Annotated in this window: 23 protein-coding genes; 18 read left to right on the top strand and 5 right to left on the bottom strand. The window is 31.8% G+C overall.

Translation table 11 applies throughout. The features are described 5' to 3' along the window. Positions 1-57 precede the first annotated feature (57 nt). The 3 genes from DZ60_RS0113925 to DZ60_RS0113915 form a co-directional block, all read right to left on the bottom strand. Positions 58-2157, bottom strand: coding sequence for a prolyl oligopeptidase family serine peptidase (locus tag DZ60_RS0113925; RefSeq protein WP_161634421.1), 2100 nt, complete (start codon positions 2155-2157; stop codon positions 58-60). 132 nt (positions 2158-2289) lie between these two features. Continuing rightward, a complete protein-coding gene (locus DZ60_RS25250) occupies positions 2290-2451 on the bottom strand; it encodes a hypothetical protein (RefSeq protein ID WP_161634420.1) in 162 nt (53 codons plus the stop codon). Between the two features lie 187 nt (positions 2452-2638). Then, positions 2639-4384, bottom strand: a complete 1746-nt coding sequence (locus DZ60_RS0113915) for a helix-turn-helix domain-containing protein (protein WP_025742655.1) — start codon at positions 4382-4384, stop codon at positions 2639-2641. Positions 4385-5179: 795 nt separating this feature from the next. On the opposite strand from DZ60_RS0113915, the gene DZ60_RS23115 reads away from it, so the two are divergent. From DZ60_RS23115 to DZ60_RS0113835, 16 genes are all read left to right on the top strand, one after another. After that, positions 5180-6394: an aspartyl protease family protein gene (locus DZ60_RS23115; RefSeq protein ID WP_025742654.1), complete on the top strand. Its 1215-nt coding sequence runs from the start codon at positions 5180-5182 to the stop codon at positions 6392-6394. Between the two features lie 47 nt (positions 6395-6441). Next, entirely contained in the window at positions 6442-8595 is a 2154-nt protein-coding gene (locus DZ60_RS0113905) for a lantibiotic dehydratase family protein (RefSeq protein WP_025742653.1), read from the top strand. A 5-nt stretch (positions 8596-8600) separates the two neighbouring features. Continuing rightward, the gene (locus DZ60_RS0113900) at positions 8601-9503 is read left to right on the top strand and encodes a thiopeptide-type bacteriocin biosynthesis protein (protein WP_025742652.1); all 903 of its coding nucleotides are present in this window, start codon (positions 8601-8603) and stop codon (positions 9501-9503) included. A 72-nt stretch (positions 9504-9575) separates the two neighbouring features. Next, positions 9576-9722: a hypothetical protein gene (locus DZ60_RS25245; protein WP_161634419.1), complete on the top strand. Its 147-nt coding sequence runs from the start codon at positions 9576-9578 to the stop codon at positions 9720-9722. Positions 9723-9762: 40 nt separating this feature from the next. Further along, on the top strand, positions 9763-9903 hold the full coding sequence (locus DZ60_RS25240) for a hypothetical protein (protein WP_161634418.1): 141 nt from the start codon (positions 9763-9765) through the stop codon (positions 9901-9903). A gap of 67 nt (positions 9904-9970) precedes the next feature. Beyond that, positions 9971-10120, top strand: coding sequence for a class I lanthipeptide (locus tag DZ60_RS25770; protein WP_394332021.1), 150 nt, complete (start codon positions 9971-9973; stop codon positions 10118-10120). A gap of 130 nt (positions 10121-10250) precedes the next feature. After that, on the top strand, positions 10251-10388 hold the full coding sequence (locus tag DZ60_RS25765) for a class I lanthipeptide (RefSeq protein ID WP_193786219.1): 138 nt from the start codon (positions 10251-10253) through the stop codon (positions 10386-10388). Between the two features lie 141 nt (positions 10389-10529). Beyond that, complete coding sequence (locus DZ60_RS25760; protein WP_161634417.1) at positions 10530-10667, top strand: class I lanthipeptide; 138 nt, start codon at positions 10530-10532, stop codon at positions 10665-10667. Between the two features lie 142 nt (positions 10668-10809). Further along, on the top strand, positions 10810-10947 hold the full coding sequence (locus DZ60_RS25755) for a class I lanthipeptide (RefSeq protein WP_161634417.1): 138 nt from the start codon (positions 10810-10812) through the stop codon (positions 10945-10947). A gap of 142 nt (positions 10948-11089) precedes the next feature. Then, positions 11090-11227 (top strand): class I lanthipeptide, encoded by a 138-nt coding sequence (locus DZ60_RS25235; protein WP_161634417.1) that lies wholly within the window; start codon positions 11090-11092, stop codon positions 11225-11227. Positions 11228-11368: 141 nt separating this feature from the next. After that, positions 11369-11506, top strand: a complete 138-nt coding sequence (locus DZ60_RS25230) for a class I lanthipeptide (protein WP_161634416.1) — start codon at positions 11369-11371, stop codon at positions 11504-11506. A gap of 193 nt (positions 11507-11699) precedes the next feature. Next, complete coding sequence (locus DZ60_RS0113855; protein WP_025742651.1) at positions 11700-12890, top strand: lanthionine synthetase LanC family protein; 1191 nt, start codon at positions 11700-11702, stop codon at positions 12888-12890. A 75-nt stretch (positions 12891-12965) separates the two neighbouring features. Beyond that, positions 12966-15215, top strand: coding sequence for a peptidase domain-containing ABC transporter (locus DZ60_RS0113850; RefSeq protein ID WP_025742650.1), 2250 nt, complete (start codon positions 12966-12968; stop codon positions 15213-15215). Between the two features lie 32 nt (positions 15216-15247). Further along, a complete protein-coding gene (locus DZ60_RS0113845; RefSeq protein WP_025742649.1) occupies positions 15248-16552 on the top strand; it encodes an HlyD family secretion protein in 1305 nt (434 codons plus the stop codon). Positions 16553-16564: 12 nt separating this feature from the next. Beyond that, positions 16565-17041: a hypothetical protein gene (locus DZ60_RS0113840; protein ID WP_025742648.1), complete on the top strand. Its 477-nt coding sequence runs from the start codon at positions 16565-16567 to the stop codon at positions 17039-17041. A gap of 30 nt (positions 17042-17071) precedes the next feature. Then, a complete protein-coding gene (locus tag DZ60_RS0113835; protein WP_025742647.1) occupies positions 17072-17557 on the top strand; it encodes a regulatory protein RecX in 486 nt (161 codons plus the stop codon). Between the two features lie 386 nt (positions 17558-17943). On the opposite strand, the gene DZ60_RS25225 is transcribed toward DZ60_RS0113835, so the two are convergent. Beyond that, complete coding sequence (locus tag DZ60_RS25225; RefSeq protein WP_161634415.1) at positions 17944-18102, bottom strand: hypothetical protein; 159 nt, start codon at positions 18100-18102, stop codon at positions 17944-17946. A gap of 117 nt (positions 18103-18219) precedes the next feature. Further along, the gene (locus DZ60_RS0113825; protein ID WP_025742646.1) at positions 18220-19917 is read right to left on the bottom strand and encodes an AraC family transcriptional regulator; all 1698 of its coding nucleotides are present in this window, start codon (positions 19915-19917) and stop codon (positions 18220-18222) included. A 443-nt stretch (positions 19918-20360) separates the two neighbouring features. Here DZ60_RS0113825 and DZ60_RS0113820 point away from each other — a divergent pair, with 443 nt between their 5' ends. Further along, positions 20361-21530: an HlyD family secretion protein gene (locus DZ60_RS0113820; RefSeq protein WP_025742645.1), complete on the top strand. Its 1170-nt coding sequence runs from the start codon at positions 20361-20363 to the stop codon at positions 21528-21530. Positions 21531-21541: 11 nt separating this feature from the next. Then, positions 21542-23725, top strand: a complete 2184-nt coding sequence (locus tag DZ60_RS0113815) for a peptidase domain-containing ABC transporter (RefSeq protein WP_025742644.1) — start codon at positions 21542-21544, stop codon at positions 23723-23725. Positions 23726-23733 lie beyond the last annotated feature (8 nt).

The following is a 23733-nucleotide window of genomic DNA, read 5'->3' as shown; positions in this document are numbered from 1 at the left end:
CTTGTAACGATTATTCAGGACGTCACACTATTCAAGAAATTCATTAATTTCGCATCCTTAATTCTGTTTCGGTTGATACTCAGGATGACCAGTTTGCCATAAGGCAAATGCCAAGATATTAGCATACCTCTCAAACTCTTTTAATTTTGTGTCGTCTCTTGCATGACCAGTTTCTGAGTCTACGAGTAAAAAATTCGGCTTACCTGAAGTATTTGCAGCCAGTATTCGTGCTCCAAATTTTACAGAATTCCAAGCGGGAACTCTTGGATCGTTCAATCCAGCTGTTAATAATGTTGCAGGATAATTTTCCTTCTCTTTTATATGATGATAGGCATCCATTTCTAGCAATCCTCGAAACTCTAATGAATCCTTTATAGAACCAAATTCTTTGGCTATATTGGCTCCATTTGCATCGTCTATTGATCGAATCAAATTAAGTGTACCAAATTCTATAATTGCCGCCGAAAACAGGTCTGGCCTATCTGTTATTGCTCTACCAATTAATATGCCTCCTGCACTACCACTCCAAACTGCTAATTGTTTTGGATCTGTGTACTTTTTTTCAATAAGATATTCTGCACACGAAATAAAATCTTTCCAGGTATTAGGCTTGCTGGCTTTATACCCTCCTTTGTGCCAGGCATCTCCTTTTTCTCCTCCGCCCCTAACATGGGCAATTGCGTACACACCACCTTCTTGGATCCATAAAAAACGTCGTAAAGAAAAAGAAGGTGTCATAGATAACCCAAATGAACCGTAACTATCCATCATCAGGGGAGTTTTTCCATTTCTTTCGGTTCCTTTTTTATAAATAACAGACAATGGAATTTTCTCACCATCATGTGCTTTTACCTCTATTTCTTCAACAATAATATCTTCTACATTAAAACCCTTAGTATTATCTGCTGAATCTAAACTTTTTTTAATGATTTGCCCCTTTTTATATTCATATCTTACCTTCTTAGTAGTCCAACCACTTGCCATTATCCAAAGCTCTTCGTATTCACAACCCTTTGCTTTGATTGTAATATTACCAAAAGAAGCTGGCAACTCAATTTTAATGGGCATACTTTTTTCTAAAGTATACAAACTTGCTTCTACTCCATTTTTTGTCGTTACAAAATATATCCCTTCATTGGTACTATCAAAATCAGTAATAACACGGTCATTAAATTCTTCAACGATAACTTTGGGGTTCTCAAAATCGGGATCCTTAATTGAAGTACTGCATATTTTAAAATTAGGAGCTCCCTTTGCTGTTTTGTAAATAAGTGAATCTCCTTTAACAATAAAACTTTTTACCTCGTCAGATTTCTTAAAAAGAGGGGCCCAATTATTTGTACTTATTTGATCAATTGGCAAAGAGTAAGCATCATAATAACTTAATCCTCCGGATACTTTACCAATCAAAAACTCATTTTTAGAATTGCTAAAAGTAACAATTGGGTGATCTTCTTCATTAATTTCTATATTACTATTATTCTTTTTTGAGAAAATCGCTTTTGATTCATTAGCACTATTTTGCAAACTATATACAACAGATGTTGTGTTTTTTAAAAAACCTTCGAGTTTAGGGTCTACTACATCATGATGAAGATAAATAAATTCAGAATTATTGGGCAACCATACAACACCCCCAGTACTTGATGGCCATGCATTTGAAATAATATCCGGATGTATTTCTTTTGAAGAAACATCAAGAATTATCATTTCGGAAATCTCCTTGCCCTTTGAGGTTAGACTTATTACTATTTTCGATCCATCCCAATTTGGTTGAATATAATTAATGGTATGTTCAACTTTAGATTCTTCTCTAAAAGTCTTGGGGTTATACAACATGTGCTCTTCATCCTCAAAGGAATCTCTAAAATATAATCTAGAAATATTCTCATTGGGTAGCCTCTTCAGATAAAAGTACTTGTTGTTTTCTGTAACTTTTAGTTTAGAAATTACATAAGATTTATTCTTATCATACTCAAATTGCTTGTCAATCAAGTATTGTCTTTTTTTAATATTATGTAAGGAATTAGTAGATTTTACATTTTGCTCATCAATCCAGTTTTTTATCTCAGGAGTAGTAAGATCCTCAACGTGACGATAAGGATCTTCTATATTTACCCCATGATACTGATCAATAACAATATTTGATGATAACAATTTTTTTTTATTTTGACATGTTATAAATAAAATACTTAAAAAAAGTACTATTGACAGTTTTTTAATCATATTAAGTAAATTTAATACCTATGAGTAGGTAGTGCAGGCTTTGGGTTCTAAACTTACTATATGCTATTCTTCTAGTGTTAACCAAGTAGGAATTGTACCGTCATCTCCTTGGCCAAATAAGACATCTGTTCTTCCACCACCCTGAATCCTATCCAAATTATTTAATTTTGTTATTTGTACTTTTTGTAATGTAAGTTTTCCTTTTTTGATTTGTCCTTTTTTCATTGTGAGTGAGTTTTAATATTTGTAGTTATTAATTCTTCTGCTAAATTAAAACTAACTTACAACTCAAACATTATGATTTGGGCTATGTCTGTCTGTTTTCAGGAATCCAGAGTCTGTTTTCAGGAACATCTACTCATAAGTAACTGAAAAACAGAACTTAGAAACTAACATAAATTACAAGTGATTCTTAGAGAACAGGCTCCTTTTTCTCTAATTGTTTCAAAAAAAATGATGGATAAATCCCAGTGCTTTTATAAAAGGACTTCGAAAAAGCTTCCGTTGTATTAAAGCCACAATCATTTGCAATTGCCTTAATCGTATATTTTCTAAATTTGGTATCTGTTTTTAGTTTTTCTACTACATAATTAATTCGAAGGTCATTTACATAATTACTAAAACTCTTATTCTTAAAAGTATTAATCACTTTAGATAAGTATTTAGAATTTGTATTTAACTGTTTCGATAAAGAACTAACCGTAATATTAGATTTTAAAAATCTTTCTTTCTCTTCAAATTGTATTAGTCCGTTTTTTATATCTGCTACAATACTATCAGAAATCCCTATATCCTGAATCTCTTTTACTTTCTTTTCTTTAGAAAAAGACACCTCAACCGATTTCTCTTCATTTTCCTTATCAAATAATTCTTCGAATCTACTCTTATATATTTTTCGCTTTCTATTATTTCTAACTAAAAATAAGACAAGTACTATTGAAAGAACAGACAAAAGAATAATGATATAAATTCTTTCTTTATTATTTTCTTGCAAAGAATCTATAATTTTCTCTTTCTCTGATAATAGGTTCGGAGTAGAATATTCTTCATTAATCTTTTTGTACAAATTCTTGAAATCAGTGTTTAGAATGCTGTCAAATTTTAATAATCGATCAATATAATACAATTGTTTTTCTGTGTCGTTTTTTTGTCGATACGACTTAATTAATGTTTCCCAAGTAGGTCTTAATCCAGGATAGAAATTTTTACTAGAAAAGGTATTTACATCAACATTTTTTAAATAATCTATAGATTTATCTAATTCATCTTGTTCATAGTAAAGCATTCCCAAATACATGTTACTCGTTATAATATATATATTATTAACCTTACCATTTTCACCATATACATTTTTGAATTTATTTATACTATCTAAAGCGGATTGATATTCTTTTTTCAGGTAATGCGTTACTCCCGATGACAATAAGAAATTACCATATAATATACTATCCGGATATTTTAAGGATAATTCAATACCTTTTTTATTTTCATAATATGCTGAATCGTACTTTTTATTTTCATTATACGAGTTTCCTAAAGCATACATTGATTTTATGTAGTCATACCTGTTTTCTTTGTTTTTCTCTTTAAATTTTTTCTCATGATATTTTTTTATTGATCTAAAAATCTCAATAGTTTCATCATGTTCTCCCAAATTATCTTTAAGAAGGGCTATAAAATACTTAGTTCTATACTGTTGGTCAATATTTTCATTCCTTTTTGCATGAAAGTTGGCACTCACCAATTCTTCCATGGCTTCTTCATATTTTCCTTGAACTCCTAGTAGATTAGCTTTCAAAAGATGGGCTTCGGCAGGATAAGTAAAATCCTGAATAGATTTTGTCAACTGTATAATACTATCTGCATATATAATAGCCTTGGTTTGATTACTTCCTTGAAATAGAGTAACGATCTTATAGTATCCTTCAGCTTGTTTAATAATATCCTCTTCTCTTCTAGCTTTTTGAAGAAAGGCGCGAGCATACATATTACCAGATATAGAATCTGTTTTATTACTTTCAAATTTTTCTGCTAAATATTCGAAATCATGAGAAATAAGGGAATCTATTTTGGTTTGTTCCTTTTTTTGGGTATGCCCTAAAAAACTGGCAATAATGATTGTCACCAATGTAAACAGCCAATTAGTATTATTAATCATATTAATTAATGTATTATAAATAAAATAATATTCGATATAAACCTATTATCAGTAAGAATATTCGATTCATAAAATGACTTACTTTCCTAGATACTATGCAATATAACATATCACAGGTAATTTTTTTGTTATGGAGATAGATTTGGGATTCTATAATGTGGTCCTATTATAAAGATACTCATTTATCATAAACGGACTGCATAACACTCATGCATCGCGAAGTTACAATGTTTCTAAGAAGTTTAAAAACTCACTGTCCTATCTTGGGCCACTAATAATCGATTTTTTACCCCAACCGTTTACTATTTTATTTTGTAAATATTGAGTTTCAACAATATCAATAAAGACCTTCAATTTTGAAACAACTTTATAGTATTTCAAAACTAACACACACCTGTCTGATGAAATATAAAGAGAGTTTCATATCAAAAATCAGATTTATTTTGATTCTATCTATCATGTTTTAGCTTTTTTCCATTATTCAAGAAAAAATAAATTCAAAATACTGAACTATAGTGTTTTACAACAACAATCATGCAATCTTAATTCCCTGAATTCGGGGTTTGTTTTCCAGAAACCAGACTCTCTTTGTTTGTTTTTGGGTTTTTATCGAGGCTATATTTGCTCAAGTCAAAACACAGGAATCTAAGTTTTACAACTTTAATAAATTATAAAAACAATGATCGCATTAAGCAACCACATTTTAAAATTAATACTACTAATAATTGAAACTCTAAAATTAGTAATAGACACTTTTTAAAATCTATAATCATAAGAAGCTATATAAAACAAATTATGAAATCATTACTGAAAATAATACCATTTACACTTCTCTTCTTAAACTGCGGAGGATCTAAGATCGAAAAACTCCTGAAAACAGGTAATGTTGTTCAAAAAGATTTTAGCGTAACCATCCCTTTTGAATATCGTCAGGGACTAATGATCATCAAAGCAGAGATAGGTGGTAATACATATGATTTCATCTTAGATACAGGAGCGTCTAATGTATTATCTAAAGATCTTAATGTAAAACTAGGATTACAACCCATTGATGCTGCATTGGTATATGGCTCTCAAGGAGCAAGTCAACAATTAGAATATACTTCTGTAAAGACTATTACTATCGGAGGTATCGGATTTACAAATACAATTGCCGCTATTCATGATTTTAACGCCGTTACAGAATTGGCCTGTATGAATATAAAGGGAATTATAGGCGCAAATTTAATGAGGCAGGCCGTTTGGGATATTGATTTTAAAAACCAAAACATCACAATTACCAATACCGAGGAAAGTTTAGAAATTCCATCAGAGTATAAAGAAGCTAAATTTTTTATTGGGTATCAGGGAACTCCTTCAATTATTACAAACGTGAATGGAATAAGAGTCCTAAATAACAGAATAGATACGGGATACAACGGGAATATTAGTTTCTCTAAACTAGAGTTTCAAAAACTTACCAAAGATAAAAAACTAACAAATTATGTAACTGGTACTGGGATTACAGGAGTCGGAATATACGGAGCTGGTAAAACCGAAACATTTTACAAAGGGCTTATAGAAAAAATGACCTTAGGAAAACTAACCTTAGACTCCCCTATAGTTGCATCCTTTAGCGGAAGAAATCGCAAACTGATTGGGGTAGAATTCTTAAAAAATTATCGAGTCATATTTAACTGGAATACACGAAGAATAAAGTTTATAGAAACAACTCCTAGCAGCAACTCGAGCTTCGACACTTTTGGCTATGGTCTCTCTTTTGAAGAAAACAAAATCTATATACGATCAATCATCGAAAAATCAAGTGCTGACAGAAGTGGATTACAAATTGGTGATCAAGTACTTGGTCTTAACGATATTGATTGCAGTACTATCTCTGCAGAACAATGGTGTGAAAAGTCAAAAAATGATTGGATTACTCCTTCTGAGAAAAGTATAACCATGACCATTAATCGAGATAATAAAGTCACCAAAATAAATCTAGAAAAATTAGAAGTCTTAAAACAATAATTCGTCAGAGAAGAACAAGAAATCGCTAAAGTAAAAACGAACACGTCATGAATACAAAACCATATTCTTTACTCGAAAAATATATACTGAGAACTCCTATTCTGTCGAATGAGGTACTATCAAATATATCTTCAGAAAAAATAAAAGAGGTATGTCATGAACCTATAGTTTCTGAAGCTATTTTTCTGGCCTCTCCAGAACTTCATGCCGAGATGCAAAAATATCTTTCTGATCAAGATTATGATAATCCAAAGTTAGAATTATCACTTCTAAAATATATATCCCGAATGGGACATCGCTGTACTCCTTTTGGCTTATTTGCAGGGATATCTGTAGGTCAATTGGGTGAGAAAACAGCTATAGAGTTCGAAGATGTAACAAAATACAAAAGAGCTACAAGACTAGATATGAACTACCTATGCTCCCTTGTACAAGAATTAGAGAACATCCCAGAAATACGAAGTAACCTATTATATTTTCCTAACAACAGCCTTTATGAAATCGGAAATAAGTACCGATACATAGAGTACAAATACAATAATGCTATTCGACATCATTATATGATAGCCATAGATGCTTCGCGCTATATAAGTAAAGTTTTAACTCTTGCCGAAAAAGGTGCAAAAATTAAAGATTTAGCGCAATCCATCGTATCTGCAGAAATTAGTATTGAAGATGCTGAAAATTTTATCAATAACTTGATAGACAATCAAATTTTATTGAGTTCTATATCACCAACTGTTTCGGGGGATGATTATCTGGATTATATCTATAAAAATACAGGGGTTACTTGGTTAGAAGAAATTAAAAAACATATCAAGCAATTAGATCAACATGTGATTCATCAGGATTTAAGTCCTTATCAAAATATTATTGATTTATTGACTAGTATAAAAATTCCGTTTAATAAAAAGTTTCTTTTTCAAACAGATTTAGTTGCTACCACCAAAGAAAACGAACTTGACAAAGAAATTTCAGCAGATGTATTAAAAGGAATTACTGTACTCAATAAATTAACCAACAGAAGAAAAAACCCGAGACTAGAAAGTTTCAAAAAAGCATTCTATAAAAGGTATGAAGATGAAGAGGTTCCTCTTTCTATCGCCTTAGATGTAGAAACAGGAGTTGGTTATAACCAAAAACACAAAGGGACTTTTGATGTATGCCCGTTGATAGATGACTTAATACTTACGAATACTTCGGGAGAGACTGCCCAATCATATTACAAATACAACCTGGGCAAAGAAGACACTTTGATTTATGATAAGTTTCAAGCTGCCAAATCCGAAAATGCTTTCGAAATCGTATTTGATGACAAAGAGCTAAAAGAATTTCGGGAAAACTGGGATGATTTACCTGCAACCTTTCCTGTAATGTGTACCATTTTTGAGACTGATCAGACAAAGGACACCACAATATCTTTATTTGATACAGGCGGACCTTCTGCAAGCTATCTATTAGGTAGGTTTAGCCATACCAGTGCCGATGTTAAAGAAATTCTATATGAGATTGTAGAGAAAGAGGAGAAAGAGGATCGAATTTTGGCAGAAATTGTACATCTACCAGAATCCAGAACAGGAAACATTTTATACAGAAATCCGATACGAAAACATGAGATCGCATATTTAGCAAAAAGTAATCTCCCATCAGAAAAGCAATTACACATATCGGATCTATGGATATCTATACAAAACAATACCATATTGTTACGGTCAAAAAAGCTAAATCAATATATCGAACCAAGAATGGCTAATGCACACAATTATGAGGATAGCCCACTTCCTATTTATCAGTTTTTAGGAGACATGCAAACTCAAAATGTCTGCAATACACTCAACTTTACCTGGGGACCTAACTTATCTGATCAAACTTTTTTTCCGCGTGTACGCTACAAGAATGTTATTCTATCCCCGGCACAATGGCATATCAAAGAAAATGAACTGAAGGAGTTGCAAGACAAAAATTCATTCGCAGAATGGCAGAAAAAACATAATATCCCATCTGTTTTTCTTTTAGCAGATCATGACAATGAACTGGTAATCAACTTAGAGAATGAGATAAGCAAAAAAATGTTTTTGTCTGAGATTAAAAACAAAAGAAAGGTCACCCTTAAGGAAAACTTATATAATGAATTTGACTCCTCAATAAAAAAAGGAAAACATTCATATAACAATGAATTTATATTCTCTCTTTATCAATAAAAGTCATGAAAGAAGTAACAAAACACAGTAAACGAAAATTTATTATTGGTAGCGAATGGCTTTCGTATAAACTTTATATGGGCACGCAAACTGCTGATACATTTATAAAAACTCAACTAATACAGATCATCAATGATCTAACAAGCAAAAATTGCATCAATGACTGGTTCTTTATTCGATATGCAGATCCTGATTTGCACCTGCGTCTAAGATTTCATGTACCAAATACCAATCAAATTGGTGAAATAACATCGAGGTTATATGAAAGTGTAGAACCCCTGCTAAATGATCGGTTGATTCATAAAGTACAGGTAGACACGTATTCTAGAGAGTTAGAGCGCTATGGCCATCAAACTATTGAAGAATCAGAAAAACTGTTCTGCATTAATAGTCAAATGATTATACAAGTTCTTAGGGCTACGAATGATAATGAAAATAGTCGCTGGTTGTTAGGAATGAAGGCGATTGATATTTTACTCAATGCATTTGATTATTCCTTACTAGAGAAACGAGATCTATTATTTGAAATGAAAACAGATTTTGCTAATGAGTTTGGAATTAACAAAAATATTAGAAAACAACTAAGTATGAAATTCAGGAACTCCAGAAAAGAAATTTCTACTTTATTAGACCCTGAGGCAGAAAATGAAACCTATAACATGTTATCAAAATATGGGGAGGAGTATAAGAAAATTTTTAAGGGTATTATATCAAAAGAACGACCTCTTAATACAAAAGTTAACAAAAATTATCTCATGTATAGTTACCTGCACATGCACTGTAACAGATTGTTTCCTGCAAAACAGCGTATGAATGAATGGGTTCTCTATGATCTATTATACCAGTATTATTATAGTCATTATGCAAGGTTTAAAGCAAATCAAAAGTCTATAGCAATTGTAGCGTAAAAAATAAAAAAAGAGGGAGGGAACCGAAAATCCAAAAAAGAGTAGGCCAATTTTTATAAAACAACACATATTATGTTAGAATCAAAAAATATAGACTTAATCAAATTAGACGATGTCAAAATGAAAATGGTTAATGGCGGAAATAAAGGAAATAATGTTATTGCACCAGATGATGAAGACCAAAATGACGACCCTATTTTTCCGATAATTTGGTACTAAACTTAAAGAAAGAACTATTAAACATTTTAATGAAAACACCATGCTAGATTTACATACAATTATTCAATTAGAATACAATGAAATGCAAAAAGTTAACGGAGGATCAGATAGACCTGCATTCTTAGGGTTAGAATCTTTTTTAAAACAATTAGAAGAATCCATGAATACGAGTAGTGACTAAACTAATTATCATAAAAACGCAAAAGGAGGTAACCGAAAATCCTTAATCTAGAGTAGGTAAAAATCAAATTTTAAAAACAAATATCATGTTAGATTTAAACAAAAAAACAGTATCAAACTTAAGTAATCAGGAAATGCAAAACGTAAACGGAGGAATCTGTATTAAAAGTACGAAAAGAGCATGCACTTGGTCGCTTGAAATCTTAATTGCACAATAAGTACCCCAAAAATATCTCGAATAATTAAGAGGATTTGAGATAACCATATTAAAAGTCAATTTACAGAAGGAGGTAGCCGAAAATCCTTAACACAGAGTAGGCAAAATCAAAATTTTAAAAAACAAATATCATGTTAGATTTAAACAAAAAAACAGTATCACACCTTAGCAACCAAGAAATGCAAAATGTAAACGGAGGACTTTGTATTAAAAGTACTAAGAAAGAATGTACTTGGTCACTTGAGATAAGCATCCACTTACAAGCATAAAAATATACTTGATGGGACTACCTTTTCTAACACAAGCAAAAGGTAGTTTCAACAAGACATCAAAAATCAATTTACAGAAGGAGGTAGCCGAAAATCCTTAACACAGAGTAGGCAAAATCAAAATTTTAAAAAACAAATATCATGTTAGATTTAAACAAAAAAACAGTATCACACCTTAGCAACCAAGAAATGCAAAATGTAAACGGAGGACTTTGTATCAAGAGCACTAAAAAAGAATGTACTTGGTCACTTGAAATCACAATAGACTTACAAGCATAAGATATACAACTAATGAAACTACCTTTTTAACACAGGTAAAAGGTAGTTTCAACAAGATATCAAAAATCAATTTACAGAAGGAGATAGCCGAAAATCCTTACCACAGAGTAGGCAAAAATCAAAATTTTAAAAAACAAATATCATGTTAGATTTAAACAAAAAAACAGTATCACACCTTAGCAACCAAGAAATGCAAAATGTAAACGGAGGACTTTGTATCAAGAGCACTAAAAAAGAATGTACTTGGTCACTTGAAATCACAATAGACTTACAAGCATAAGATATACAACTAATGAAACTACCTTTTTAACACAGGTAAAAGGTAGTTTCAACAAGATATCAAAAATCAATTTACAGAAGGAGATAGCCGAAAATCCTTACCACAGAGTAGGCAAAAATCAAAATTTTAAAAAACAAATATCATGTTAGATTTAAACAAAAAAACAGTATCACACCTTAGCAACCAAGAAATGCAAAATGTAAACGGAGGACTTTGTATTAAAAGTACTAAGAAAGAATGTACTTGGTCACTTGAAATCACAATAGACTTACAAGCATAAGATATACAACTATTGAAACTACCTTTTCTAACACAGGTAAAAGGTAGTTTTAATAAGATATCAAAAATCAATTTACAGAAGGAGATAGCCGAAAATCCTTAACACAGAGTAGGCAAAAATCAAATTTAAAACACAAATATCATGTTAGACTTAAACAAAAAAACAGTATCACACCTTAGCAACCAGGAAATGCAAAATGTAAACGGAGGTATCTGTATCAAAAGCACCAAAAAAGAGTGTACTTGGTCACTTGAAATAAGTATAGACTTACATGTATAGGTAACCCTATACTTTAAACGGAACTGCCTTTTCTCGGGTGGGGAGCCAAGGTGGTTTCGTTTATGCCAAAAAACAAAGAAACTACCTTGTATAAGAGGAAGGTAGTTTCAGTTTTTTAAAAATCAATTTACAGAAAGATTTTTATTGACAAATATCATTTTATCAACATCAAAGATACGAAAACTATATTTATATGAAAACAACAGCTAACATTTTAAATAAAATAGAAAATACGCTTTACACAAAAGCTGAAAAAGTAAATTTACCTATCATCGATGAAGATCTTGGAGTAATCATTTTTTTTGCATCTCAATATAATCATACAAAGGACGAATATTACAAACAAAGAGCGTTAGAGCTATTTAATAAAACTGTCGAAGTATTTGCCGAACACGAATTAAATTACAGTTTAATTCATGGGTTCGAAGGAATCTTTTGGGTTGTAAATTACCTTAATGAATGTGGAGTTCTTGAAAATGAAGATTGTCTTAAAAATCTAGAACCTCACCTATTAGAATCTATAGAATATGATTTAAAACATCAGAATTATAATGTTCTTCATGGTTGCCTAGGAAAAATTCAATATTACCTGTATTCAAAGAACGTAGACACCCAAAAAGCAGCTCGAATTGTCGACCGTGTTGTACAATCTTTATATAATGACAAAATCGAAGAAAATGGAGCTATCAACTGGCAAGATTTTAGACTTAAAAAAGGATTAAACATTGGTTTTTTTAATGGTCATCCTACTGTATTAAAATTTCTAGTACGATTAAAAGAACTAGGATATCATAGTGATCAGATTGATGAAATGATCAATACACTTACAAACATTTTACTACTATCTCTAGACCAAAAGAAAGGAGTTACTATAAGAGGTAAGGATATTAATAAAGGAAATGAATATTTTGATGTTGCAGAATTGCACGGAAATCTAACAATAGCTTATAGTTTATACTACACGGGCATCGTTTTGAATCAAGACCATCTAAAACAAAAAGCGCATCAATTAGCACTAGAGGTTTCTTCTAAGGACCCTAAAACATCTGGGATCATGCATTTCAAAAAGCATGCATTTCAAGATATAGGGATGAGTCATGGTTTAGGAGGAATTACATACCTCTTATTCAAACTAAACAACTGGATTCAGGATTCAAAAATTAAAGAAAACATTAATGTCTGGGAAAATGAATTCCTCAACAATGTCACTAAGCTTTTATCAATAGAGGAGAAAATATTGATGCCCGAAATCTTTCAAAAGGATGAGAATGAATACCCGTACGAAAAATATAGCTTATTAGATGGGCTTTTGGGATCAGGTTTAGTCATTTCGGCCATGCAAAATAACAAAGATAATTGGGGAAATTATTTGGCTATGTATTAGCCAAATACTCAAAAAAGTATCCTAAACAGTAACACTGTCTTAGACATTATTATAAAACAATTTGAATAAAAAAACATGAAAACTTTTCCTTTCTATAAACAACCCGGAGCAAAAGATTGTGGACCTACCTGTCTTCGTATCATTAGCAAACATCATGGTAAAGTGATCCCTCTAGAAACTATAAGAGGACTCTCTCAAACATCAAGAACAGGAAGTTCTCTGCTTGGTTTATCTGAAGGAGCAGAAAATCTAGGGTTCAAAACCATTGGTGTCAAAACGGATTATGAGACGTTTAAGGAAGAGGTTCCGTTTCCTTGTATTGTACATTGGAGAAAATATCACTTTGTTGTTGTGTATAAAATAACAAATAACACAGTGTATATTTCTGATCCCTCCTATGGTCTTATCGAATATACTAAGGAAGAGTTTATAGAAGCCTGGATTGGAAATAATGCTAATGAAAAAACACAAGAGGGTCTAGCTTTGATGTTAGATACTACCCCAAAGTTTCATGACACAGATTGGGAAAAAGAAGACAATAAGTCTGGGTTTTCTTTTCTACTAAAGTATTTATTCAAATACAAAAGCTTAATGGTCCAATTAATGGTTGGTTTGCTAGCAGGAAGTCTGTTACAGCTAGTATTCCCTTTTATGACACAAAGCATCGTTGATATAGGGATTCAAAATCAAGACATTAACTTTATATACCTTATTCTGGGAGCCCAGATCATGCTCTATCTCGGTCAAATAAGTATCGAAGCCATACGAGGTTGGATATTGCTGCATCTTAGTACCAGAGTAAACATATCATTAGTATCTGATTTCTTTATCAAACTTATGAATCTTCCTATTTCGTATTTTGATACAAGAATGACAGGAGACATCATGCAGCGGATTAATGATCACCAGCGTATAGAAAAACTATTAACAAATTCTTCTCTCAATACACTTTTTTCCTTTTTTAATATTGTGATTTTCAGTGCAGTTCTTATCTACTACAATCTTACAATATTTGGAATTTTTGCTGCCGGAAGTGCCTTATTAATAGGATGGATTTTCTTTTTTCTAAAGAAAAGAAAAGAATTAGATTATAAGCGCTTTGCACAAATGAGTGATGAGCAGAGTAAAACAATTGAGCTTATAGAAGGAATGCAGGAAATAAAACTGCACAATGCAGAAAAACAAAAAAGATGGGGATGGGAGTTTATTCAGATACGCTTATTCAAAGTAGCGACTCAAGGACTTACCTTAGAGCAATTTCAGACAATAGGTTCTTCTTCGATTAATCAGTTCAAAAATATACTGATCACTTTTACAGCTGCTTCTTTGGTTCTTAGTGGTGATATTACGCTTGGGATGATGTTATCAATACAATACATCATCGGACAATTAAATGGTCCTATTGCACAATTGCTAGAATTCATTCAAGACACTCAAGATGCCAAAATAAGTTTAGAACGTCTTAAAGAGATCCATGATAAAAAAAATGAGGAGAACACAGAAGAGGCCAAAGTATTTGATATCCCAACAAACGAGGATATAAAAGTAGAAAACTTAACGCTGAGATATGTAGGTGCTGCTGACCCAGTAATAGAAGATATGGATCTTATTATTCCACATAATAAAACAACTGCCATTGTTGGTGCTTCGGGAAGTGGTAAAACCACCCTCATGAAAACATTAATGAGATTCTATGAGCCAAATAAAGGAGCGATAAAACTAGGAGAACAAAATTTTAAAAATATTTCTCAAAAAGCATGGAGAGATAAGTGTGGAGTTGTAATGCAAGACGGATATATTTTTAATGATACCATTGCCAACAATATAGCATTGGGAGAAACAGAAGTTGATAAAGAAAAATTAATGCATGCTGTAAATGTCGCAAATATCAAAGGATTTATAGAAAGTCTACCTCTTAGCTATAATACAGAGATAGGTAATGAAGGGGTAGGAATTAGCGGAGGAGAAAAACAACGTTTGCTTATTGCTCGTGCAGTATATAAGAATCCTGAGTTTATATTTTTTGACGAAGCTACCAGTGCTCTGGATGCAAAAAATGAAAAAATAATTATGGAAAATCTGAATTCTTTTTTCAAAGGGCGTACCGCAGTGGTTATTGCACATCGTTTGAGTACTGTAAAAAATGCAGATCAAATTGTTGTTCTTGATAAAGGAAAGGTTGTAGAAAAAGGTACCCACCATGAATTGGTAAAACTAAAAGGAGCATACTACGAACTGGTAAAAAATCAATTAGATCTAGAACGATTAAACAACAAACAAGTTGTATCGAAAAAAACAAATGGAGCATTAGTTGCCCATGCATAAAATTAAATTACACCTAATACAAGTATTATATTATGGATACTCAAGAAAAAAACGTACTGCAAGAACTCGAACTTCGTTCTGAAGAGGTTCAGGAAATCCTTAGTACTCCTCCGAAATGGATGACACGATGGGGAATTACTATCATTGCCTTTGTCATTATATTAGTCATAGTCGCCAGCTGTGTGGTATCTTATCCTGATATTGTTAACTCTAAAATCATGGTCACTACTGCTACCCCAGTAGAAAAAATAGAAGCCAAGACAAGTGGACGTATTGCTAAGCTAATGATCAGTGATCAACAACATGTAGAACAAGGTCAAATATTAGCCGTGATAGAAAACACAGCTAATTTTAAAGATTTTATGACTTTAAAAAATATTGTCGACACGCTAAATATCAACTATACCGATTTTAGTTTCCCTATCCAGAATACAGCATATCTATCTCTAGGAGAGCTAGAACAAGATTATGCAATGTTCGAAAAATCATATACTGATTATCAATTAAACAAAAACTTACAACCGTTCTCAATAGAAGCAATCTCAGGGAAACAAACATTATCAGAATTAAACCGAAGAGTAGAAGTTTTAGAAGGACAACGTATTATAGAAAAAAGAGAGCTCGAAGTGCGAAAGAAAGATCTAGAGCGTACTCAAAACTTATATAAAAAAGGGGTGATTTCTAAAGTAGAATTAGAGAATAAAGAACTTGATTTTTTACAAGCGCAACGTAACTACCAGAATACCAAAATCAATATGTCTCAGATCCAAGAGTCTAAAAATAATACAAGAATAGGAATTGAAGGGTCTACGATTAATAAAATTCAAAACGAAACGAAATATCTTAAGGATGTTATTTTATCCTTTAAACAATTAAAACGTGCCATTAAACAATGGGAACAAAGTTACCTATTGATAGCATCAATTAACGGAAAAGTAAGTTTTCAAAAATTCTGGGGAGAAAATCAATTTGTAAAAACAGGAGATGATGTATTAACCATTTTACCCACTCAATCAGATTTGGTAGGTAAAATTACCACTTCTGCAATTAATACCGGAAAAATTAAACAGGATCAAAACGTATTGATCAAATTAGATAGCTACCCTTATCAAGAATTCGGTATGATAGAAGGCAAAGTAATTAATATGTCCTTATCACCAGACAATGAAGGTAATTACTACGTCGAAGTAGATCTTCCTAAAGATTTAAAAACCACCTACGGAAAAACCATGGCTTTTAATCGTGAAATGAAAGGAAGCGCAGGTATCGTAACAGAAGATCTCAAAGTAATCGAACGTGTATTCTATCAATTTAGAGATCTATTTAAGTATAATTAAAATCCTATCCCAATGCAAAACGAAGAACAAAGACTACGTGAGATCCTTAAAAAATTTAACGGATTAGATAAGATTAAGGCATATGACCTAACTCATAAAATAGAAACATTACTATTCTATGCATCTAATCCGATTGACGCAGATAGCGCAGCACAATTATTAGTACCTAATACAACGGTTGATTATGACATAGATCCTTTTCATTTTACGATTTTACCAAACGGTAATTTTTGTGAGTTTGAAGGCAGTAACAATTGGCTTCATCTCTACAAAGAAAATAAAAGAATACTCCCTAACTGGGCAATATTCGACACCTACTATTTTAAAACAAAGTACGCCCCTTTAGAGCTTATTAAGCTTACCAAAAAGAACTTACTAGAAAATATTCATGGAACCGATAAAGAACCTGAAATTCTTATGTTTTTGAAAAAGAATAGTGTCACTAAAAAGGATATAGTTACGGATAAATTGCTATTATTAGACGTATAGATACCATAAAAGGTTTTTATCTTTGCTTTTATGTATCAAAAACCCGCTCAATCTATAACGATAACAGAGGCGCTATCAAAAATGGAGCATTACTGTGCTTATCAAGAGCGGTGCCATAAAGATATTGAGGATAAGCTCAGAACTATGAAATTGATTCCTGAAGCACGAGAAAAAATCATTCTCCATCTTCTAGAACATAATTTTCTTAATGAAGAACGTTTTGCACAAAGTTTTGCTAGAGGGAAATTTAGGATCAAAAAATGGGGAAAACTACGAATTGTGAGAGAGCTAAAATTAAGACAGATTTCTGACTATAATATCAGAACTGCCCTTAAAGAAATATCAGAAACCGATTATCTCGAAGCTTTTCACCAAATAGCAGAAAAAAAAATGGCTTCTATAACAGAAACCAACGAGCAAAAAAAGAAAAAAAAGCTCATTGATTATCTGCGATATCGAGGTTGGGAGTCCCATCTAATTTTTGAAAAAATCAATGAGTTAATGAATGAAAAATAATAAAGATTTGCTATCAATTAATGAGCTTTTTTTTCTTTTCCTATAAAAAATATTATTGAAACACGTAAGTAAGAAAACAAGTTACAATGTTTTTTTAATACTTTCAAAACTCTCCAATCATACATATATACCTTAAAACAAATTACATATTTCAACAAAAAAAATAGCCTCGATTTTTTATAAAAAATCGAGGCTATTTTTTTTCAATATAACATGTTGTTTAGCATTCCCTTCATCATCAGTGTCTTCGCCACCCTTAGGACATTTAAATCTGCATTACATCCACTTCCATAAATATTCTTTGAATCGGTTAACTTTGAAACCTGTGTTTTTTATGACGAATTATTTTTTAATTAGTGAAGACAACTCTTTATGCTTAATAGCAATTAATCAATTTTTGGACATTCTCTCCGAAAAGAAATCGTATTATTTTCTCCAAATTCTTCCAACTCATCATTACTTCCTCCTCGAATATTTTGGATGTTTCTTAACTTGGTAATTTCAATTTTTTCTAAACTTAATTTTTTTTTGTTGTAATTTTTCATGACTAAATATTTATGAGTTCGAGACAAAAGTACCTATTACTATAAAATTTGGAGTCATAAAATTACAACTAGCACTCTATATTCAAGAATATAGACCGCAAAAAAACTAAATATCAACTACTTATGTTTTTCTAGCTTTTTTATAAAATATGAAGGATAAATACCGTGCCTGGTATAAAATGTTCTAGAGAATACCTCTGCAGAGTTAAAACCAACCTCTCTTGCAATTGCTTTTATGGTATAGTTTCTTAGTTTTTTATCAGTGGTAAGACGCTCTACTACAAAATCAATTCTTAAATCATTAATATATTGACTAAACGATTTCTCTTTATAAGTATTAATAATTTTTGACAAGTATTTGTTATTGGTACCTAATTCTGAAGACAATTGCGTCAAGGTAACTTTTGAGGATAAAAATTCTTTATTACTTTCGAAAACCATCAATTTCTCTAAAACTTCCTCTACAATATTAGAAGATATCCCTATTTCAGCATCAGAAACCTTTTTATTTATTGATACTTCTTTTTGATTCTCTTGATTGCTATTCTTTTGTTCAAGAAGGATTTCGAATCTTTTTTGAAAACGTCTTCTTCGATAGAATTGATATCCAAAAAGACCTATAAATATAGCTACCGCAATAATCAAAATAGTAATGTACTTACTATACTTCGAATTTGTTAGATTTGCTTCTCTCACAAGCCGTTCTTTTTCAGCCAGTAGCTCTGGAGTATCATATTTCTTGACTAGAATTTCGTTTAATTCCTTGTAATCATTTTGTAATACACTATCAAACTGTAATAGTTTTTCAATATAAATCAATTGATTATCAGTATCTTTTTTTTCTTTGTATTGCTTTACTAATGCACTATAGGCTTCTCTAACTTCTGAACTTACTTTTCCGGATTGATGGTAAACTGAATCAATTTTTTCATAATATACTTTAGCTACATCATTTTTATTTATTTTTTCGTGTATTTTGCCCAAATATAGATACGCATTTAACAGATAGTTTTTGTCGGTAGAGGTGGGTAAAAAAGGTAATGACTTATTAATACTGTCTAATGCTTCTTTATAATTGTCTTTATAATAATGATTCACTCCCTCATTAAATATAAACTCATAATAGATATCATCATTTCTTAATTCTGAAATTCTAAGTCCTTTCTCATTATAAAACGATGATGAGTCAAGTTTATTCATTTTTGTATAGGTCTCTCCGAGATATAAATATCCATATAAAAAGTCGAGAGTATCTTTGCTTTTTAAGCCGTACTCCAGACATTCTCTGAAACCTTTTAGAGACTCTTCGTACTTCCCTAACTTACTTTTTATTACAGAAATATTGTGTTTTGCAGAATATAAATAATATTCTCCATTATTTTTTTTCGCAAACTCAAGGGATAGAAAAAAATAGTGTAGTGCTTTTTTAAAATTTAATTTATGATAGTAGTGTCCTCCCTTAATTGAATAAGGATACGATGGATAATATGGATGCTTTAAACTTTTACCAATACTAATAGAACTATCAACATGCTTAAGTTTAATATCATCATCCTTCAAATAAAAATACAGTAAAGAATGTCCTCTAGCCATACTTACTTTATCACCTTCAAGCTTTGCCTTTTGTAAATAGCTTTGTAAATAAACCAAGGATTGAGCAGTATCTAAATCATTCTTTTCATACTTTTTATAGATCTCTTGAGTACTTTTATCTTTTAAAGAATCAGGAATTTTGAATTTTCCTAACTTCTGCGCATACAATCCACCTCCAAAAAAAATAAATGACAAAAAAAACAGATGTATTCTTCTTTTCATAAGCAAAATAGCTTCATTCTAATTTATTCCCCAATTATCAAATTTTAAACCCAAACATATACTCCCAAAAAATGAAAAGGTTTTTGTCTAAATTCAAGAATATTCAACTGTAACCTAGGGTTCCCAAATATACCACTTTATAATTTCTTTAAGATTTAGCACAAAACCTCATAAGAAACTGTAAACCAAGTTTTTAACCAAAAAACTATTACTCTAGATTCCGTGAATATTGGGTTCATATTCATAAATCGCGAGTACTGCGCCTTGTTTCTGCCTCTGTATCTGATCTATATTTGATCACATCAATACCAAGCAAATCAACTACTATTTAAAAAATTATATGTCATGATTAATGTACTCATAAATGTTGTTTTTACACTACTGCAATTTTTGTTAACGGGTCTAATCAATTTACTATCTAATCTCTAATCATTATTTGTAATATGAAACAGTTATTTCCAAAAGAAATCATAGAACATACAACTGCGGCACATCACTTTCGTAATAGTACCCAAAGCAAAATAATCTATTCGTTATTACTCGGTACTATTTTGATTGCATTACTCCTCTTGCCCTTTCTTAAAGTGCAAATTTATACCAATGCACGAGGAATGCTAAAACCCGATAAAGAGCGTATAAAAATTACCACATTACAATCTGGTAAAATTGTATACTCTAATATTACGGATAATCAAAAAGTAAAAAAAGGAGATACACTGTTGATGATTAATACTCATGTTGTCAATCAAAAAATCAAACAATCTACAACGCAACTAGAGGAAAATAATCAATTTATTACAGATTGCAAATACCTCATCAATAGTTCGAATCATATATTAGATCGCATTCAATCTGTCAGATATCAAAAAGAGTATTTGTATTTCACCCAAAAACTGCAAGAATTAAAAACCACCGTCGAAAAAAATAAAGTAGATTATCTGCGTAATAAAAAACTTCATATTAAAGGGGTTGTTGCCAAAGTAGAATATGATGAAAGTGTTTATGAGTATCAATTGGCTATAAACAATCTAAAACAATACAAAAAACAACAAAAAAACAACTGGCAAACTAAAATCAGTGAATACCAAAATATCATACGAGAATTAAAAGGTGACTTAACGCAATTAGAGCAAAACCAAAAAGAATTAATTGTCACCGCACCTATTGATGGAATTCTAAAAAATGTGATGGGTGTAGAGTCAGGGAGTTTTATACTAAGTGGAAATGCAATTGCAGAAATTTCTCCAGACACCGGACTTATTGCAGAATGCTATTTATCCCCTTCTGATATTGGGTTAATAAGTAAAGAGAAACCCGTTAATTTTCAGATCGATGCCTTTAACTACAATCAATGGGGGCTCGCTACAGGTAAAATTCTAGAAATCAGCAAAGACATAGACGTAATTAATGAGCAACCGGTATTCAAAATTCGTTGCTTAATCGATCAAAAACATCTCGAACTCAAAAACGGGTTTGAAGGACATTTTAATAAAGGAATGACACTAAGTGCAAGATTTCAACTCGCAGAACGCACCTTGTATGATTTATTATATGACAAAGTAGATGATTGGTTAAATCCGTCGAGTCCAACAATAGCGCAAGCTCAAAACTAAAAATATTTATCATGGCTAAAACAAAAATAAAACAACACGATGTTACTGACTGTGGCGCTGCTTGTTTAGCATCTATCTCGGTACATTATAAATTACAAATCCCAATAGCTCGTATTCGTCAGTTTGCTGGTACTGATAAAAAAGGAACTAATATTTTAGGGCTTATAGAAGCTGCCAATAAACTTGGATTTGAAGCTAAAGGTGTGCGTGGGGACCTAGAAAGTCTTTTTAAAATCCCAAAACCAGCAATTGCTCATGTGATCATACGCGAAAAGCTACAACACTATGTGGTAATTTACGAAGTTACCAAAGAATATATCAAAATCATGGATCCGGGTGATGGTAAATTTCACAAAAAAACACATGAGGAGTTTACAAAAGAATGGAGTGGAGTCCTCTTATTACTATTACCTAATGAAGACTTTAAAGTTGGTAATGAAAAGGTATCGGTATTTAGACGTTTTTGGTTTTTACTAAAACCACATAAAGACACATTAATTCAGGCATTAGTAGGGTCTGTTATCTATACGCTTCTTGGGTTCTCAACCTCGATATACGTTCAGAAACTTACAGATCATGTGTTTATGGGTACAAGCACCAAACTGCTCAATCTTTTGGGAGTTATTATGATTGTACTCTTGGTACTAAAATTCATTATAGGAGCCTATAAAGACGTATTCCTTATTAAAACGGGGCAGCAGATAGACTCTAGACTAATTCTTGGGTATTACAAACACCTTCTAAAATTACCGCAACAATTTTTTGATACCATGCGTGTGGGAGAAATTACCTCTAGAATAAGTGATGCTGTAAAAATTAGAACTTTTATTAATGGTGTTGCCCTTAATCTAACGGTAAACGCAATGATTCTGGTATTTTCGTTTGCACTTATGTTCTCTTATTACTGGAAACTTGCATTAATCATGATGACGATAATCCCAGTCTATGCAATTATATACGCAATTACGAATAAGTTAAATAAACGTACAGAACGTAGTATTATGGAAAAATCTGCAGACCTAGAGAGTCAACTTGTAGAATCTCTCAATGCTGTAGGAACCATTAAACGATTTGGACTCGAAGATTTTGCAAATATCAAAACCGAAACACGCTTTATTGGTCTCTTACAAATAGGATATAAATCAGCATTAAACAGCGTTTTTTCTGGAGCTAGTACCGCAACGATAGCGCAATTATTTACTATTATTTTGCTTTGGAGTGGCTCTTTTTTTGTAATTCAAAAAGAAATTACCGCAGGAGAACTTATGGCCTTCTATGCTATTGTGGGGTATCTTACCAATCCGATAGCAAGTTTGATCACCTCGAATAAACAAATCCAAAATGCTTTGATCGCTGCAGATCGATTGTTTGAAATTATGGATCTTGAACGCGAAGACGACGAGAGAAAAATCAAACTCGCCAAAAATACTATTGGGGATATTCATTTTACGAATGTCAAATTCAGATATGGTTCTAGAGTAGAAGTATTTCAAGATTTCAACCTACATATCCCAAAGGGAAAGATTACTGCAATTATTGGAGAAAGTGGTTCTGGTAAATCTACCCTAATGTCTTTGTTACAAAATATCTACCCTATACAAAAAGGACAGATATCTATTGGAGACCAAGATTTAAAATATATCGACAATACCAGTTTACGAGATTTAGTAAGTGTTGTTCCCCAAAAAATAGACCTTTTTGCAGGTAACGTAATAGAAAATATTGCTGTAGGAGAATTCAATCCCAATATTGAGCAAGTTGTAGCAGTTTGCAAATCTATTGGCATTTTGGATTTTATAGAAAATCTCCCCAATGGTTTTAACACCTATCTCGGCGAAAACGGCGCCACACTTTCTGGAGGACAAAAACAACGAATCGCAATAGCTAGAGCACTTTACAAAAAACCAGAGGTATTAGTATTGGACGAGGCAACCTCCTCATTAGATAGCACCTCAGAAAATTATATACAGAAAGCTGTACAAACACTACGAAATCAGGACAAGACTATCATTATTATCGCACACCGATTAAGTACTGTAGTAAATGCGGATAAAATAGTAGTGCTTGAACAGGGGACCGTTGTAGAAGAAGGAAACCACGAAATACTGTATGCCAAAAGAGAAAAATATTATGATTTATGGCAAAAGCAAATGCCAGCGCTAGATCATATCCCTAAAATTGATGCCGTAGCATAACCTAAAAC

It is taken from the genome of Aquimarina pacifica (genome assembly GCF_000520955.1).
GTDB lineage: Bacteria > Bacteroidota > Bacteroidia > Flavobacteriales > Flavobacteriaceae > Aquimarina > Aquimarina pacifica.
The sequence above is the reverse complement of the archived record's forward strand: the minus strand, read 5'-3'. Positions and strand labels throughout refer to the sequence as shown.